11 protein-coding genes, 1 tRNA gene, 3 rRNA genes, 1 pseudogene and 1 riboswitch are annotated in these 16,917 nt (G+C 41.0%); of the genes and pseudogenes, 10 read left to right on the top strand and 6 right to left on the bottom strand.

Annotation, left to right across the window (positions count from 1 at the left end; translation table 11 throughout):
* Positions 1-7: 7 nt before the first annotated feature.
* The gene (locus tag EXH44_RS02495; protein WP_162856127.1) at positions 8-808 is read left to right on the top strand and encodes a peptide ABC transporter ATP-binding protein; all 801 of its coding nucleotides are present in this window, start codon (positions 8-10) and stop codon (positions 806-808) included.
* A 17-nt stretch (positions 809-825) separates the two neighbouring features.
* Positions 826-1,464: a nitroreductase family protein gene (locus EXH44_RS02490; RefSeq protein ID WP_162856126.1), complete on the top strand. Its 639-nt coding sequence runs from the start codon at positions 826-828 to the stop codon at positions 1,462-1,464.
* A gap of 14 nt (positions 1,465-1,478) precedes the next feature.
* Here EXH44_RS02490 and EXH44_RS02485 read toward each other — a convergent pair whose 3' ends face one another.
* Complete coding sequence (locus tag EXH44_RS02485) at positions 1,479-2,267, bottom strand: SDR family oxidoreductase (RefSeq protein WP_162856125.1); 789 nt, start codon at positions 2,265-2,267, stop codon at positions 1,479-1,481.
* A gap of 98 nt (positions 2,268-2,365) precedes the next feature.
* Between EXH44_RS02485 and EXH44_RS02480 the strand changes: the two genes are divergently transcribed.
* Together EXH44_RS02480 and gorA are read left to right on the top strand one after the other, a co-directional pair.
* Positions 2,366-2,899, top strand: coding sequence for a TIGR00645 family protein (locus tag EXH44_RS02480; RefSeq protein ID WP_162856124.1), 534 nt, complete (start codon positions 2,366-2,368; stop codon positions 2,897-2,899).
* A 55-nt stretch (positions 2,900-2,954) separates the two neighbouring features.
* Positions 2,955-4,325 (top strand): glutathione-disulfide reductase, encoded by a 1,371-nt coding sequence (gene gorA, locus EXH44_RS02475; protein WP_162856123.1) that lies wholly within the window; start codon positions 2,955-2,957, stop codon positions 4,323-4,325.
* A 44-nt stretch (positions 4,326-4,369) separates the two neighbouring features.
* Here gorA and queC read toward each other — a convergent pair whose 3' ends face one another.
* Positions 4,370-5,029, bottom strand: coding sequence for a 7-cyano-7-deazaguanine synthase QueC (queC, locus tag EXH44_RS02470; RefSeq protein ID WP_162856122.1), 660 nt, complete (start codon positions 5,027-5,029; stop codon positions 4,370-4,372).
* Positions 5,030-5,032: 3 nt separating this feature from the next.
* Positions 5,033-5,077: riboswitch (PreQ1 riboswitch) on the bottom strand.
* Between the two features lie 234 nt (positions 5,078-5,311).
* On the opposite strand from queC, the gene EXH44_RS02465 reads away from it, so the two are divergent.
* The 5 genes from EXH44_RS02465 (at position 5,312) to rrf (ending at position 11,639) form a co-directional block, all read left to right on the top strand.
* Complete coding sequence (locus EXH44_RS02465) at positions 5,312-6,184, top strand: pirin family protein (RefSeq protein ID WP_162856121.1); 873 nt, start codon at positions 5,312-5,314, stop codon at positions 6,182-6,184.
* Between the two features lie 384 nt (positions 6,185-6,568).
* A 16S ribosomal RNA gene (locus tag EXH44_RS02460) occupies positions 6,569-8,108 on the top strand.
* A 103-nt stretch (positions 8,109-8,211) separates the two neighbouring features.
* Positions 8,212-8,287 (top strand) — tRNA-Glu (locus tag EXH44_RS02455).
* Positions 8,288-8,475: 188 nt separating this feature from the next.
* Positions 8,476-11,373: ribosomal RNA gene (locus EXH44_RS02450) — 23S ribosomal RNA — on the top strand.
* A 150-nt stretch (positions 11,374-11,523) separates the two neighbouring features.
* Positions 11,524-11,639 (top strand): 5S ribosomal RNA (gene rrf / locus EXH44_RS02445).
* Together the 16S, 23S and 5S rRNA genes with 1 tRNA gene alongside form the textbook arrangement of a ribosomal RNA operon.
* 269 nt (positions 11,640-11,908) lie before the next feature.
* Here rrf and tnpA read toward each other — a convergent pair.
* A pseudogene (tnpA, locus tag EXH44_RS02440) lies at positions 11,909-12,213 on the bottom strand (IS200/IS605 family transposase); the annotation flags it as partial.
* Between the two features lie 320 nt (positions 12,214-12,533).
* On the opposite strand from tnpA, the gene EXH44_RS02435 reads away from it, so the two are divergent.
* Positions 12,534-13,424 (top strand): IS256 family transposase, variant Zn-binding type, encoded by an 891-nt coding sequence (locus tag EXH44_RS02435; RefSeq protein WP_425266860.1) that lies wholly within the window; start codon positions 12,534-12,536, stop codon positions 13,422-13,424.
* A 138-nt stretch (positions 13,425-13,562) separates the two neighbouring features.
* On the opposite strand, the gene secF is transcribed toward EXH44_RS02435, so the two are convergent.
* The 3 genes from secF to yajC are packed head-to-tail and all read right to left on the bottom strand — an operon-like array spanning position 13,563 to position 16,711.
* Positions 13,563-14,534 carry a protein translocase subunit SecF gene (secF, locus tag EXH44_RS02430; RefSeq protein ID WP_162856120.1) on the bottom strand — a complete coding sequence of 324 codons (972 nt, stop codon included), beginning with the start codon at positions 14,532-14,534 and terminating at the stop codon, positions 13,563-13,565.
* Positions 14,535-14,544: 10 nt separating this feature from the next.
* Positions 14,545-16,389 (bottom strand): protein translocase subunit SecD, encoded by a 1,845-nt coding sequence (secD, locus tag EXH44_RS02425; protein WP_162856119.1) that lies wholly within the window; start codon positions 16,387-16,389, stop codon positions 14,545-14,547.
* A gap of 28 nt (positions 16,390-16,417) precedes the next feature.
* Positions 16,418-16,711, bottom strand: a complete 294-nt coding sequence (gene yajC / locus EXH44_RS02420) for a preprotein translocase subunit YajC (RefSeq protein WP_135672878.1) — start codon at positions 16,709-16,711, stop codon at positions 16,418-16,420.
* Positions 16,712-16,917 lie beyond the last annotated feature (206 nt).

The following is a 16,917-nucleotide window of genomic DNA, read 5'->3' as shown; positions in this document are numbered from 1 at the left end:
AAAGATTATGGCACTTCCACTTCTCGATATTCAATCCATTAGCAAACGCTTTACTGATCGCATAGGCATTTTCCGTAAGCAAGACTTTTATGCCGTAAAAAATGTCTCTTTTAACTTATATCATCAAGAAACCCTTGCGATCATCGGAGCAAACGGGGCGGGAAAATCAACCTTAGCGAAAATGCTTGTCGGAATTACTGAGCCGACTTCAGGCAAAATGTTTTTCAAAGACAATGAATTGGTTTATGGTGATTACGCATTTAGAGCAAAAAAGATCCGAATGATTTTTCAAGATCCGAATGATGCTTTTGATCCTAATTATAATATCGGGCAAATTTTAGATTCACCTTTGAAACTCGCGACCAATCTTTCAGAAGAAAGACGCAATGAACGGATATTCAAAACCTTAAAACTCGTTGGCTTGTATCCTGAACATGCACTAGTACATATTAAAGAGACATCAAGCAGTCAAAAACAGCGTATTGCGTTGGCAAGAGCGCTGATTTTAAATCCTGAAGTGATCATTATTGATGATACGTTGAGTACCTTAGATTTCTCATTAAAAACACAGTTGACCAATTTGATGTTAACGTTACAAGAACGATTAGGCCTTTCTTATATTTATGTTGGGCAAAATTTAGGGCTGATTAAACATATTGCAGATAAATTGATGGTGATGGATAAAGGTGAAGTTGTGGAGTATGGTAATGCCAAAGAGTTATTATTAAACCCGCAACATCCTATTACGATTAGATTAATTGAAAGCCATTTTGGGCAACGCCTAACGGAAGAAGCTTGGGCGCGTTAAAAATAAATGGAGATATTATGCAACTGATTGATGCAATTAAACAACGTAAAACAATTAAAATGTTTCAAAGTGGCGTGCAAATTCCTCGTGAAGAAATTCTCGAAATAATTGAGCTCGCACAGTTAGCTCCATCTAAAGCAAATCTACAGCCTTGGCGATTTGTTGTAGTTGATGATAATGAACAGAAAAAACAGCTTGTAGATAAAGTCGCTTTTAATGGGCCACCTTGTGATAGTGCTTCAGCTGTGATTTTTATTTTAGCCGATTTGCATTATGAAAAATTATTAGATGATGTGTTAGATCACTCTATTGCAAGTGGCTGTTTACACCAAAATTTTCGTCAAAATTCTTTCAATTTCTTAATGGGAGTACATAATAGCTTAACGCCACAAGAAATTAGAGATCAAGTGCTGATTGATTCTAGCTTAGTTGCAATGCAACTGATGCTAGCTGTGAAAGAAAAGGGCTATGATAGCCATGCCATTGGTATTTTCGATCGCCATGCTGTGTTGAATGTATTAGAAATTGATCCTGAACGTTATGCCCCTGTCATGTTACTCGCTGTTGGTAAAGCAGCAGTTCCTGCATTGCCAAGTGCAAGGCTTTCAACGGACTATACAGTCTCATGGAACAATGGACAGGGTTTTAAAAAATAAAACTTAGGATGATTTTATATTTTAAATATGTCAGCATATTGGTAATCAAAGCCAAGTTGCTGGCATATTTTATTTGCGGCAATAATCCTCTTCATCGGTTGATTATCAGGTAAAAAATGTGGGGGCGTTAATTGGAATTGCTTGGCTATTTCGCCATAGTATTCTGATCGAGTTGGATGTAAAGGTGAGCATAAATGATAAATTCGTTGTTTTTGAGGTGTTTCCAGAAGTAGTTGAATAGCCCGAATACAATCATTAAGATGGACTAAATTAACAGGTTGATTGGCGCCAGACAAATTGCTTTTTCCAGCTAAATAATGAATCGGATGTCGATTTTTCCCAATGAGTCCACCAAGTCTCAAAATATCGCAATGAATATCAAGGGTCAGTAGCCATTGTTCAACTTCAACGAGCTTTTGAGTTGTCGGGGATGTGATTTCCGTTGGACTTTCCTCATCAAATATGCCTTGAGTATTAGGAAAGACAGAGGTAGAACTTATGAAAATAACGTGTTCTAGATTTTGCAAAATCCCGAGAGAAACTAACCGCTTGATCCCTTCAATATAGTTATCTTCTGAACGAGATGGCGGAATATTTATAATCATTCTTTGGCTATTGAGAATTTCGCTTGGAATGTAAGACAACGATAAATCGAGTTGGATACAATCTATTCCTTCTTCTTGTATTTGTTGTACTGCTAGAGCTGTTCGCTTTGTTCCAGAGACTTCCCAGCCTTGTGTTTTTAAATGGTGAGCAAGCGGAAGACCTAACCAGCCTAATCCAATAATCGATACGGTATTCATGTTTTCCTTGTCTATATTCATCTTATCTAAGCTCTACATATTATCTAAAAAAATTGTTAAAATCGCACTATGATTAATTTCAATTCATGTTGGCAACTATGGATTCACAAACAAATATTCAATTAAAACAGAGCATTTTCAGCAAAATTATTTTTGCAAGCCGTTGGCTACAATTACCGATTTATTTGGGATTGATTGTTGTACAGGGGATTTATGCGTATAAATTCTTAAAATCCTTATGGAATTTAGTCGTTAATCTCGGCGTAATGGATGAAAACACGATTATGCTAGCCGTGTTAAATCTCATTGATGTAGTTATGATTGCGAACTTATTAATTATGGTTGTTGTTGGAGGCTATGAGACCTTTGTTTCACGCTTAAATGTGGATAATCATCCAGACCAACCAGAGTGGCTTGATCATGTGAATGCCTCCGTACTGAAAGTGAAATTGTCGATGGCGATTATTAGTATTTCATCGATCCATCTGCTTCAAACCTTCATCAATGCCTCAAAATTAAGCTCTGAAACAATGATGTGGCAGTTATTGATCCATGTTGGTTTTATTTTATCGGCGATTGGAGTGGCTTACACCGATAAATTATTAAACAGTGTTGCTCACACTAAACACTAATTTTGCAAAAAATAGCGGTAATCTCACCGCTTGTATTTATTAAGGAATCTTTTTTATGACTAAACATTATGACTATATCGCTATTGGTGGCGGTAGTGGCGGTATTGCTTCAATTAATCGAGCAGCAAGCTATGGCAAAAAATGTGCGATTATTGAGGCTAAACACCTCGGTGGAACTTGCGTAAACGTAGGCTGTGTGCCGAAAAAAGTGATGTTCTATGGCGCTCAAATTGCTGAAGCGATCAACCACTATGCCCCAGATTATGGCTTTGATGTGACGGTTAATCATTTTGATTACAGTAAGTTGGTTGAAAGCCGCCAAGCCTATATTGGACGTATTCATACTTCTTACAACAATGTATTGGCAAAGAATAATGTGAATGTTATTCGTGGCTTTGCAAAATTCGTGAATAAGAATACCGTTGAAGTTGCGTTGGCGGACGGTGACGTAGAGCAAATTACGGCAGATCATATTTTAATTGCAACGGGCGGTCGTCCAAGTCGCCCTGCGATTAAAGGGGCGGAATATGGCATTGATTCTGATGGTGTTTTTGCCTTAAACGATGTACCAAAACGTGTTGCGGTTGTGGGGGCTGGTTATATTGCCGTTGAATTAGCCGGCGTATTAAATAGCTTAGGGGCAGAAACTCATTTATTCGTTCGCCAACACGCTCCTTTACGTAATTTCGATCCGCTTATTGTAGAAACCTTATTAGAAGTGATGAACCAAGATGGTATTCAACTTCATACTCACGCGATTCCGAAAGAAGTTGTTAAAAATGCGGACGGTTCTTTAACGTTAAAATTGGAAAATGGTGAAGAACAAAGCGTAGATTGCTTGGTATGGGCGATTGGTCGTGAGCCAGCAACAGACGTGATTAACCTTGAAGTCGCAGGCGTGGCCACAAATGAACGTGGCTTTGTGAAGGTGGATAAATTCCAGAATACCAATGTTGAAGGCATCTATGCCGTAGGCGATATTATTGAAGGCGGAATTGAATTAACGCCTGTTGCCGTGGCGGCAGGTCGTCGTTTATCAGAGCGTTTATTCAATAACAAACCTAATGAACATTTAGATTACAACCTTGTTCCAACCGTGGTTTTCAGCCATCCGCCGATTGGTACTATTGGTTTAACAGAGCCAAAAGCGGTTGAGCAATATGGTGCGGAGAATGTGAAAGTCTATAAATCTTCTTTCACTCCAATGTACAGCGCAGTAACACAACATCGCCAACCTTGCCGCATGAAATTAGTTTGTGTCGGTAAGGAAGAGAAAATTGTCGGCTTACACGGCATTGGTTTCGGGGTGGATGAAATGATTCAAGGTTTTGCAGTGGCAATCAAAATGGGGGCAACTAAAGCTGATTTTGATAACACAGTCGCCATTCACCCAACAGGCTCGGAAGAGTTTGTGACTATGCGTTAAGCGAAAAAACGGAGCGAAAGCTCCGTTTTTTGTTATTGAAAATTTTAAGAATTCTGTTTTTCCTCTAAATATTCATTCAACCCTTTTTCGCGTAGCAGACAGCTCGGACAAGTATGGCAACCATCTTCCACACCGAGATAACAGGTGTGAGTATATGCTTGGATATAGTCAAATACCTCTAATTGATCGGCTAACGCCCACGTTTCTTTTTTCGTGAGATACATGAGTGGTGTGAGTATATTAAAATTATAGTCCATCGCCAAATTGAGTGTCACATTCATTGATTTGACGAAAACATCCCTACAATCTGGATAGCCACTAAAATCAGTTTCACAGACACCAGTATAAATCGTTTGTATTCCTTGGCTTTTAGCATAAATAGCCGTATAAAGTAAAAAGAGAGCATTTCGCCCATCAACAAAGGTATTTGGTGTATTACCTATTTGCCGGATTTCTGATTGCTCATCCATTAAAGCGTTTGATGTGATTGTCTTAATAACAGATGTATCAACTATCGTTTGTTTTATTCCAAGATCTTGAGCAATCCATTGTGCTTTTTCTAACTCAATAGCGTGCCTTTGCCCATATTGAAAGGTAATCGCTTCAACATTACTCTTTCCAAATGCTTGAATAGTAAGAAATAAACAGGTAGTAGAATCTTGCCCTCCAGAAAAAATGACAATAGCTTTTTTGTTTTTGTTCATATGTATTCCTTAGTTTTTTTGCGTGGGAGGTTTACGAACCACGATGAATAAACAAGCGGTACGATTTTGCAAAATTTTTACAGAATCGTACCGCTTGCAAGGGTAGCTATTATAATGATTTTAACTTAATTTACGATTTTTCCCTTTTATTATTCGTTAATTTGAAATAGTTTATTGATATAAATGATATTTATCAATTATATTGAGATAGTATAATGCGTGTCATCAAGAGCGATGTTACTGAAAACTCGCTATATTCAATAATTAACAAAGGATAACAAAATGAAAAAAGTCGCAAATGTACACTATGCACCACAAAAACATTGGGTTGGTAATGGTTTCCATGTACAGTCTATGTTTACTTACAACGATACGGATAAAAATTTAGATCCGTTTTTAATGATGGATTATAACCCGCCTCGTCATTTTGACGGTGGACGTAAATCAGATTTCCGTGGTGTTGGCGAGCATCCACACCGTGGCTTTGAAACTGTGACGATTGCGTACCAAGGCGAAGTGGCACACGCCGACTCTTACGGCGGTGGCGGAGTTATCGGTGCTGGTGATGTGCAATGGATGACGGCAGGTTCGGGTGTAATGCATGAAGAGTTTCATTCAGAGCGTTTCTCTAAAGAAGGTGGTATGTTTGAAATGGTGCAACTTTGGGTCAATTTGCCGAAGTCACATAAAATGACTACACCGAAATATCAAGCAATTACTTCAGCAGAAATCCCTGTAGTACAGCTTGAAGATAATGCAGGATCTGCACGTATCATTGCAGGGGAATTAGCAAGTACTTCGGGAGTAGCATCTACTTTCAGTCCGATTAATATGTGGGATGTTGTGATGAATGCTGGTAAAGCACATATATTCGCCGTACCTGAAAGTCATAATCTTATCATTTTAGTGTTAGATGGTACTGTGCAAATTAATGGAGAAGATATTGCGCGTAGAGGTCAGTTAGTAACCTTTGAGCGAGGAGGTAAAGATGTGCAGATTGAATCAAATAATGAAGCAAAATTATTGATTCTTACAGGTGAGCCACTGAATGAGCCTGTTGTAGGATATGGGCCATTTGTGATGAATACAGATGCAGAAATTCTTCAAGCAATGCGCGATGTTCAAGAAGGCAAATTTGGACAAATTGCTAAATAAGTTATAAATATACAAGCGGTGATATCTTTAAAATATTTTGCAAATACTAAAAGATCACCGCTTTTTGTATTTTATCTGCCCTTTTCGATCTTTATTTCATCAAAAGATCATTTTTTTCAAATTTTTTGCAAAAAGTACTTGCGTTGGATTTGAATTTCTCTATAATGCACCGCACACAACGACGCGCTGTTGTGAGTAGTTAAATTTGACAGTGCGTCGTTCTTTTTTGCTCTTTAACAATTTATCAGACAATCTGTGTGGGCACTTGTTGATTGACTTTGTTTGAAAATATTTTTTAATTTTGAAGTCTTGATAAGTGCTTAACTTGAAATTCATATAAAGTGATTTTTTATAGTCAGTACATATTGAGCGATTAAACTTTTTGAATTGAAGAGTTTGATCATGGCTCAGATTGAACGCTGGCGGCAGGCTTAACACATGCAAGTCGAACGGTAGCAGGAGAAAGCTTGCTTTCTTGCTGACGAGTGGCGGACGGGTGAGTAATGCTTGGGAATCTGGCTTATGGAGGGGGATAACTACGGGAAACTGTAGCTAATACCGCGTAATGTCTAAGGACTAAAGGGTGGGACTTTCGGGCCACCTGCCATAAGATGAGCCCAAGTGGGATTAGGTAGTTGGTGGGGTAAAGGCCTACCAAGCCGACGATCTCTAGCTGGTCTGAGAGGATGACCAGCCACACTGGAACTGAGACACGGTCCAGACTCCTACGGGAGGCAGCAGTGGGGAATATTGCACAATGGGGGGAACCCTGATGCAGCCATGCCGCGTGAATGAAGAAGGCCTTCGGGTTGTAAAGTTCTTTCGGTGATGAGGAAGGTGTTTGTTTTAATAGAACAAGCAATTGACGTTAGTCACAGAAGAAGCACCGGCTAACTCCGTGCCAGCAGCCGCGGTAATACGGAGGGTGCGAGCGTTAATCGGAATGACTGGGCGTAAAGGGCACGCAGGCGGTGACTTAAGTGAGATGTGAAAGCCCCGAGCTTAACTTGGGAATTGCATTTCATACTGGGTCGCTAGAGTATTTTAGGGAGGGGTAGAATTCCACGTGTAGCGGTGAAATGCGTAGAGATGTGGAGGAATACCGAAGGCGAAGGCAGCCCCTTGGGAAAATACTGACGCTCATGTGCGAAAGCGTGGGGAGCAAACAGGATTAGATACCCTGGTAGTCCACGCTGTAAACGCTGTCGATTTGGGGATTGGGCTTTAAGCTTGGTGCCCGTAGCTAACGTGATAAATCGACCGCCTGGGGAGTACGGCCGCAAGGTTAAAACTCAAATGAATTGACGGGGGCCCGCACAAGCGGTGGAGCATGTGGTTTAATTCGATGCAACGCGAAGAACCTTACCTACTCTTGACATCCATAGAATTCTGCAGAGATGCGGAAGTGCCTTCGGGAACTATGAGACAGGTGCTGCATGGCTGTCGTCAGCTCGTGTTGTGAAATGTTGGGTTAAGTCCCGCAACGAGCGCAACCCTTATCCTTTGTTGCCAGCGATTCGGTCGGGAACTCAAAGGAGACTGCCAGTGATAAACTGGAGGAAGGTGGGGATGACGTCAAGTCATCATGGCCCTTACGAGTAGGGCTACACACGTGCTACAATGGTGCATACAGAGGGCTACGATACCGCGAGGTGGAGTGAATCTCAGAAAGTGCATCTAAGTCCGGATTGGAGTCTGCAACTCGACTCCATGAAGTCGGAATCGCTAGTAATCGCGAATCAGAATGTCGCGGTGAATACGTTCCCGGGCCTTGTACACACCGCCCGTCACACCATGGGAGTGGGTTGTACCAGAAGTAGATAGCTTAACCGAGAGGGGGGCGTTTACCACGGTATGATTCATGACTGGGGTGAAGTCGTAACAAGGTAACCGTAGGGGAACCTGCGGTTGGATCACCTCCTTACCTAGATGAAGCGATTTGCAAGTGTTCACACAGATTGTTTGGTAATTGTAGACAGTGAAGAGAATATGTTATAATGGCAAAGTGGAAAGCATCTTTAAATGTTGTCCCCATCGTCTAGAGGCCTAGGACATCGCCCTTTCACGGCGGTAACCGGGGTTCGAATCCCCGTGGGGACGCCATTTAAAGATGATTTTTTTGTCGAAAGATAAGTGATTATCGAATTGTTCTTTAAAAATTTGGAAACAAGCTGAAAAACTGAGAGATTTTCGAAAGAAAGTCTGAGTAGTAAGAAAATCTTGACTGAACAAAAGCAGTCAAGTGTTTAGTAGTTAATATCGACTTCGAATAAAAATGTTTGAGGTTGTATGGTTAAGTGACTAAGCGTACACGGTGGATGCCTAGGCAATCAGAGGCGAAGAAGGACGTGCTAATCTGCGAAAAGCTTGGATGAGTCGATAAGAGGCGTTTAATCCAAGATGTCCGAATGGGGAAACCCAGTAGATGAAGAATCTACTATCACTTGTTGAATACATAGGCAAGTGAGGCAAACCGGGAGAACTGAAACATCTAAGTACCCCGAGGAAAAGAAATCAACCGAGATTTTGTAAGTAGCGGCGAGCGAAAGCGAAAGAGCCAGTTAGTGATAGCAGTTTAACTTAGAGGAATGAGCTGGGAAGCTCAATCGTAGAGGGTGATAATCCCGTACTTAAAAAGTAAATTGTGGTACTAGGCTAACAACAAGTAGGGCGGGACACGAGAAATCCTGTTTGAAGATGGGGGGACCATCCTCCAAGGCTAAATACTCCTGATTGACCGATAGTGAACCAGTACTGTGAAGGAAAGGCGAAAAGAACCCCAGTGAGGGGAGTGAAATAGAACCTGAAACCGTGTACGTACAAGCAGTGGGAGCCCTTTTGGGGTGACTGCGTACCTTTTGTATAATGGGTCAGCGACTTATATTTTGTAGCGAGGTTAACTGAATAAGGGAGCCGAAGGGAAACCGAGTCTTAACTGGGCGGATAGTTGCAAGGTATAGACCCGAAACCCGGTGATCTAGCCATGGGCAGGTTGAAGGTTGGGTAACACTAACTGGAGGACCGAACCGACTAATGTTGAAAAATTAGCGGATGACTTGTGGCTGGGGGTGAAAGGCCAATCAAACCGGGAGATAGCTGGTTCTCCCCGAAATCTATTTAGGTAGAGCCTTGAGCGGACACCTTCGGGGGTAGAGCACTGTTTCGGCTAGGGGTCCATCCCGGATTACCAACCCGATGCAAACTGCGAATACCGAAGAGTGATACTCAGGAGACACACGGTGGGTGCTAACGTCCATCGTGGAGAGGGAAACAACCCAGACCGCCAGCTAAGGTCCCAAAGTCTATATTAAGTGGGAAACGAAGTGGGAAGGCTTAGACAGCTAGGATGTTGGCTTAGAAGCAGCCATCATTTAAAGAAAGCGTAATAGCTCACTAGTCGAGTCGGCCTGCGCGGAAGATGTAACGGGGCTAAAATATAGCACCGAAGCTGCGGCATCAGTAGAAATACTGTTGGGTAGGGGAGCGTTGTGTAAGCGGATGAAGATGGATTGAGAAGTCTGTTGGACGTATCACAAGTGCGAATGCTGACATAAGTAACGATAAAACGAGTGAAAAACTCGTTCGCCGGAAGACCAAGGGTTCCTGTCCAACGTTAATCGGGGCAGGGTGAGTCGGCCCCTAAGGCGAGGCTGAAAAGCGTAGTCGATGGGAAACGGGTTAATATTCCCGTACTTGTCTTCATTGCGATGTGGGGACGGAGAAGGTTAGGTTAGCAGACTGTTGGATGTCTGTTTAAGTTGGTAGGTGGGGAGCTTAGGCAAATCCGGGCTCCTACTAACACTGAGAGATGATGACGAGTCTCTACGGAGATGAAGTAACTGATACCACGCTTCCAGGAAAAGCCACTAAGCTTCAGATGAAGATAAACCGTACTGAAAACCGACACAGGTGGTCAGGTAGAGAATACTCAGGCGCTTGAGAGAACTCGGGTGAAGGAACTAGGCAAAATAGCACCGTAACTTCGGGAGAAGGTGCGCTGGCGTAGGTTGTAGGGATTTACTCCCGAAGGCTGAACCAGTCGAAGATACCAGCTGGCTGCAACTGTTTATTAAAAACACAGCACTCTGCAAACACGAAAGTGGACGTATAGGGTGTGATGCCTGCCCGGTGCTGGAAGGTTAATTGATGGTGTTATCGAAAGAGAAGCTCCTGATCGAAGCCCCAGTAAACGGCGGCCGTAACTATAACGGTCCTAAGGTAGCGAAATTCCTTGTCGGGTAAGTTCCGACCTGCACGAATGGCATAATGATGGCCAGGCTGTCTCCACCCGAGACTCAGTGAAATTGAAATCGCCGTGAAGATGCGGTGTACCCGCGGCTAGACGGAAAGACCCCGTGAACCTTTACTATAGCTTGACACTGAACATTGAATTTTGATGTGTAGGATAGGTGGGAGCCTTTGAAGCAGTCACGCCAGTGATTGTGGAGGCGTCCTTGAAATACCACCCTTTAACGTTTGATGTTCTAACGAAGATTGCGGAACGCGGTCTCGGACAGTGTCTGGTGGGTAGTTTGACTGGGGCGGTCTCCTCCCAAAGAGTAACGGAGGAGCACGAAGGTTTGCTAATCACGGTCGGACATCGTGAGGTTAGTGCAATGGTATAAGCAAGCTTAACTGCGAGACAGACAAGTCGAGCAGGTGCGAAAGCAGGTCATAGTGATCCGGTGGTTCTGAATGGAAGGGCCATCGCTCAACGGATAAAAGGTACTCCGGGGATAACAGGCTGATACCGCCCAAGAGTTCATATCGACGGCGGTGTTTGGCACCTCGATGTCGGCTCATCACATCCTGGGGCTGAAGTAGGTCCCAAGGGTATGGCTGTTCGCCATTTAAAGTGGTACGCGAGCTGGGTTTAGAACGTCGTGAGACAGTTCGGTCCCTATCTGCCGTGGGCGTTGGATGATTGAGAGGGGCTGCTCCTAGTACGAGAGGACCGGAGTGGACGCATCACTGGTGTTCCAGTTGTCTCGCCAGAGGCATTGCTGGGTAGCTACATGCGGAAGAGATAAGTGCTGAAAGCATCTAAGTACGAAACTTGCCTCAAGATGAGTCATCCCAGTCTATAAGACTGTAAGGGTTGTTGGAGACTACGACGTAGATAGGCACGGTGTGTAAGTGTAGTGATACATTGAGCTAACGTGTACTAATTGCCCGAGAGGCTTAACTATACAACCTCAAGCGTTTTTGAAGAAGAAGCGCAAGAGAGTTGAAAGCTGAATAAAAGCAACAAACTAACTAAACAAAATAAAGACACTCAGAGCAGCTTGTTTCGAAATGAAAGAACAGACAATAAGATAGAGAAAGTCATCAAAGATTTTCCTGATGGCCATAGTGCTGTGGTCCCACCTGATTCCATCCCGAACTCAGAAGTGAAACGCAGTAACGCCGATGGTAGTGTGGGGTTTCCCCATGTGAGAGTAGGGCACCATCAGGGTTTTATTAAGTTAAAGAAACCGCAAGTTAGAGATAGCTTGCGGTTTTTTGCGTTTGGGGATAAGCATCCCATATAGGCATCTCACCATAGGTATAGTCGAGATACTTCATACAAGTGGTGAGATGGTGGGAGAAATTTGCAAAAAATGGAGGGAATCTGACCGCTTGTCATAAACCGATTGTACTCGCTAATAGAGCAGATGTAAGCGGTTTCTTTATATTTAAAATTTGCAAATTTGTATGAGTGAAAAATGTTTAGCGGGTATTTCTTCACAAAGAAAATAGGGGGAAGTGTTGATACGAAAAATAGAAAAAAGGTACCCCCTTAAAGGGGGCAACATATTCTTTCTTCGATAAACTATCTGAAATCATATCTTCCTTCTCTTGATTCCTGGTATATTCTTCTACTACCTTCGTATTAAACCCACTGTACTTACATAAGACCCTTTCGCCCAAAAATTCTGATTTCCATACTTATATTTTAAATTCGTATGTCTTTCGAATATCATTAGCGATGACTTCCTTTTCAGATAACCCATAAAACTTGATACTGCTAATTTCGGGGGTATTATGATACTTACAGTTCCATCTTGTATGTGATAGACTTGAATCGTCATTGGATTTACTTGCCATGACTTATCCTCCTATATTCTGAATTTTGATTGTCAGCCTTATTCATTATAGGAGGATTTCTTTTATTCTGTTCACCGCTTAAGCTCTTTGATTCCATACGCATAGCGTATGGTTTTTATAGCTAGACAAAATCTAGCTATAATAAAAAGGTGTAATAGACAAAATAGTTGCTAAAAAGTGGCTTAAAGCCTTATAGTACAAGGCTTTAAGCCCTGTTTTTGAAATATGAACAAAAAATTGCCCATTTTGCCAAAGTCAGAAAATAAAGAAACATGGTATACAAAATAATACTCAACGTTATTTTTGTAATGAATGTCATAAAACGTTTATTTTAAAAACTAAATTAGATCCAATTAAAATTTGGACTGATTACACATCTGGAAAACAAACCTATCAACAACTTGCCGTTAAATATCATTGTTCAGTCAGAACGATTCAAAGATATATTGATAAAGCCCCTAAAACACCTTTAAAACCACCTTTAAATCGATACTTGAACATCATCATAGATACGACATTCTTCGGTCGTTATTTTGGTGTATTAGTGTTGATGGATTCAAATTCAAATAACGTCATTTCTCATTATTTTGTGCGAACCGAAAAAGATATTTACTATAAACTTGCCCTGAATAGATTAAGAGAAAAAGGCTATATAATTCAATCAATTATCTGTGATGGCAGGCGTGGTTTAATGAAAGATTTATTTAATACGCCGGTACAAATGTGTCAATTTCATATGGTAGCAATTGTAATGAGAAAATTAAGAAGAAAATATCAATCGCAAGCGGGTAAAGAATTAAAAATAATTGTAAAAACACTCACGAGTAGCTCAAAAAATGAATTTTATCGGCGATTACATTCTTGGTTTATAAAACACCAAACGTTTTTAAAAGAACGGAGTGATAAAGCGAATGAAAAAGGCTATTTCCCTTATAAACATCGCAATGTAAGAAGTGCTTATGCCAGTTTAAAGCGTTATATGGATTATATTTTTACCTACGAGAAATGTTCTGAATTAAATATAGAAAAGACGACAAATCGTTTAGAGGGATTATTTAGTGAACTTAAACGAAAATTAAATAATCATAACGGATTAACGAAAAAGCGTAAGATGTTGTTTATACAGGATTTTTTAAATAAAAAGAGTTGCTAACATTTAAAGAAAATAAACATTAGCAACTGTTTTGTCCACTTGGCATAGTTTTTGACGGTTCAGCAACTATTTTGTCTACTATGCCAATAAAAAAGCTCCACATGAAAATGTGGAGCTTTGAACTTTAATCTTGATAGATTAGTAGTCTGCTAGAGATTTTTGATCTGCGCCTTCTTTTTCTACCACTGGCTGAATCATATGGTCACGTTTTAAGCCTAGTGCAAGTGCAACACCTACCGCAACATAAATGGATGAGTAAGTACCAAAAGCAATACCAATCAATAATGCGAGAGAGAAGCTATGTAGTGTAGGACCACCGAGCCAGTAGAGCGCTAATACAACGAATAAGGTTGTTACCGATGTCATTAACGTTCTAGAAAGCGTTTGGCTTAATGAAATATCAATAACTTCTTGTGATGTTGCTCGACGAATTTTCGGAAAGTTTTCACGTACACGGTCGAAAACAACGATACTGTCGTTTAAAGAGTAACCTACCACAGATAAAATTGCTGCTACGAATGTTAAGTCAATTTCAATTTGTAAGTAAGAGAATACGCCAATAGTCACTATAACGTCATGGAAAAGCGCTAATACCCCACCTGTAGCTAATCGCCATTCAAATCGAATACCTACATAGAGTAAGAGCATAGCGAGTGTTGCTAATGTTCCGTAAATAGCACCTTGCGTTAGTTCTTCACCTACATTCGGACCAACGAATTCAATACTTTGAATTTTGGCTTCGGGATCTAATTTTTGATGAATGATATCCATGACTTTATTGCCTAGCGACATATCTCCAGCGGATGCTGGTAGGCGAATCATGACATCTTTTTGTCCACCAAAAGTTTGTACTAATGCACTGGTATAGCCACTTTCATCTAACACAGCACGCACTTTACCAAGATCAGCAGGCTGTGAGAAATTGGTCTCAATAACCGTACCGCCCGTAAAGTCTAATCCCCAGTTGAATCCTTTTGTTACAACCGAAAAAATACATAATGCTGTCACAATAATGGAGAAAGCAAATGCAACCATTCGGTATTTCATAAAAGGAACCAAGCGGTATGGTAGCTTAATTTCTACCTCTTTTTCTGTTGTTTGAACAGTCATGTGATTCCCCTTAAATCCAAAGTTTCTTCACGCGTTTGCCACCGTAAACAAGATTCACTAACATACGTGTCCCTGTAATTGCGGTAAACATAGAAATCATTACCCCTAATGCAAGGGTAACAGCAAAGCCTTTAACTGGGCCTGTACCTACGGCATAGAGAATTAATGAAACTAAAATGGTTGTTAAGTTTGAGTCGAAGATACTAGTAAATGCACCGTTATATCCCTCATGAATCGCTTGTTGAATAGATCGTCCATTACGGATTTCTTCTTTGATACGTTCATAAATCAATACGTTAGCATCAATTGACATACCTACCGCGAGCACGATACCGGCAATCCCTGGCATTGTAAGTGTTGCACCAATTAACGACATCAACCCTACAGTTAAAATTAAGTTTGCAAGTAATGCTGCGGTTGCAAATAAACCGAAGACTTTATAGAACACCACACAGAATAAGATCGTTAAGCCTAAACCTAATAAACCAGCATCCATACCTTGTGCAACGTTATCTGCACCCAATGATGCACCGATAGTACGCTCTTCAACAATCACGATAGGCGCAATTAATGCACCTGAACGTAGTAATACGGCAAGATTTTGTGCTTCGGCGGCACTATTAATTCCTGTAATTTGGAAAGAGCTTCCTAAACGAGAGTTAATCGTTGCAACGTTAATTACTTCTTCATGTTTTTCTAAGATTACCTTGCCGTTTGCATCACGACGACCAGAGTCTTTAAATTCACTATAAAGCGTTGCCATTGGTTTACCAACAGCAGATTTAGTCGCATTTGACATTAAATCACCGCCAGCAGCATCAAGATTGATACTGACATTTGGTAAACCACGCTCATCTTTTCCAGATGTCGCATTAATAATATGTTCACCGCCTAAAATAGTTTTACGATAGAGAACGGTTGGTACACCATCACGGCTATGTTTGATCTCTGAATCAGCAGGAACAATACCACGACTTGCAGATTCAACGCTTGCATTCGTATTAACTAAACGGAATTCTAGTGTTGCAGTTGCCCCTAAAATTTCTTTTGCTCGAGCGGTATCTTGTACACCCGGTAATTCCACTACGATACGATCTGCACCTTGACGCTGAATCGTTGGCTCAGAAACCCCTAACTCTTCAACACGCTTACGAATGATCGATAAGTTTTGTTCAATCGCGAGATCTCTTGATTCCGCTAAACCTTGTGCTGATTGGGTAAAACGCACAACTGTTGGAGACACAAAAGTCGCTTCTAAGCTTGGGTTTGTGCGGCGAATATAACGAACGGCTTTATCTGCAGTGTCTGTATCATTAAATTCGACTTCGTTAGCAAAATTCTCTGCTTTTTTAACGGATTTATACTGCCATTTTTCTTTACGGAAATCGTTGCGTAGTATGTCTAGTAGCTGCTCTTGCTGTTTAGTCAGCGCGGTGTTCATATCCACTTCCATTAAGAAGCGAACACCACCTCGTAAGTCCAAACCACGTTTCATCGGCTCACCACCAATGGATCTCAGCCACTCAGGCGTTGCTGGTGCAAGGTTTAATGCAACGGAATAATTGTTACCTAATACTTCAGCAATTTTTTCTTTAGCAGGAAGTTGTTCTTCGTCTTTGTTTAAACGAACGAGAATAGAACCATTTTCAAGAATTGCTGATTTAGGTGTGATATTTAATGTATTGAGTGCAGAATGCACCTGGGTGAGCGTCTCTTGTGACGCTTGTTGACCTCGAGTACCTGAAATTTGTACTGATGGGTCTTCACCATATAAATTTGGAAGGGCGTATAAAGCACCAATGGCGACCACAAGGATCACCATTAGGTTCTTCCAAAGAGGGAAACGGTTTAACACAATAAGTCCCCTTTCTCAACGGAAAGAATTAAAGAGATTTGAGTGAACCTTTTGGTAACACTGCAACCACGAAATCACGTTTGATCGTCACTTCAGTTGTATCATTTAATGCGATAACGATATTGTCGCTATCTGCGGTCACTTTGCTGATTTTACCGATTAAACCACCGCTTGTTAGCACTTCGTCACCTTTTGATAAACCCGCTAAAAGCTCACGTTGTTGTTTTTGACGTTTTGCTTGTGGACGATAAATCATGAAATAGAAGATAAGACCGAAAACAATCAGAATAAAGATCATTTCCATTCCGCCGCCTTGTTGCATATAAACTCCTTAAAAATGAATATGTTATAAACTAAAATAGATTTTTCCAACATCATAGGAAAAACGCACAATAAAATAGCACAAAATCAAAGATTAAACGAGTAGAAATTCAGGAAATAAACTCATCGGCTCTGTTTAAATGATTTTTTATTGTATGGTGACTAGATATTGTTTCAATTTACTTTAAATTCAATAGTAAAAGGATA

This window comes from Actinobacillus indolicus (genome assembly GCF_004519515.1).
Classification (GTDB): Bacteria; Pseudomonadota; Gammaproteobacteria; order Enterobacterales; family Pasteurellaceae; genus Glaesserella; species Glaesserella indolica_A.
Note: the sequence above shows the minus strand (reverse complement) of the source record. Positions and strands in the feature narration are given on the sequence as shown.

Excerpts from the sequence above, each read along its gene's own strand:
- EXH44_RS02495 (WP_162856127.1), top strand. The coding sequence starts at position 8 with ATGGCACTTCCACTTCTCGATATTCAATCCATTAGCAAACGCTTTACT.
- EXH44_RS02490 (WP_162856126.1), top strand. The coding sequence starts at position 826 with ATGCAACTGATTGATGCAATTAAACAACGTAAAACAATTAAAATGTTT.
- EXH44_RS02485 (WP_162856125.1), bottom strand. The coding sequence starts at position 2,267 with ATGAATACCGTATCGATTATTGGATTAGGCTGGTTAGGTCTTCCGCTT.
- EXH44_RS02480 (WP_162856124.1), top strand. The coding sequence starts at position 2,366 with ATGGATTCACAAACAAATATTCAATTAAAACAGAGCATTTTCAGCAAA.
- gorA (WP_162856123.1), top strand. The coding sequence starts at position 2,955 with ATGACTAAACATTATGACTATATCGCTATTGGTGGCGGTAGTGGCGGT.
- queC (WP_162856122.1), bottom strand. The coding sequence starts at position 5,029 with ATGAACAAAAACAAAAAAGCTATTGTCATTTTTTCTGGAGGGCAAGAT.
- EXH44_RS02465 (WP_162856121.1), top strand. The coding sequence starts at position 5,312 with ATGAAAAAAGTCGCAAATGTACACTATGCACCACAAAAACATTGGGTT.
- secF (WP_162856120.1), bottom strand. The coding sequence starts at position 14,534 with ATGACTGTTCAAACAACAGAAAAAGAGGTAGAAATTAAGCTACCATAC.
- yajC (WP_135672878.1), bottom strand. The coding sequence starts at position 16,711 with ATGCAACAAGGCGGCGGAATGGAAATGATCTTTATTCTGATTGTTTTC.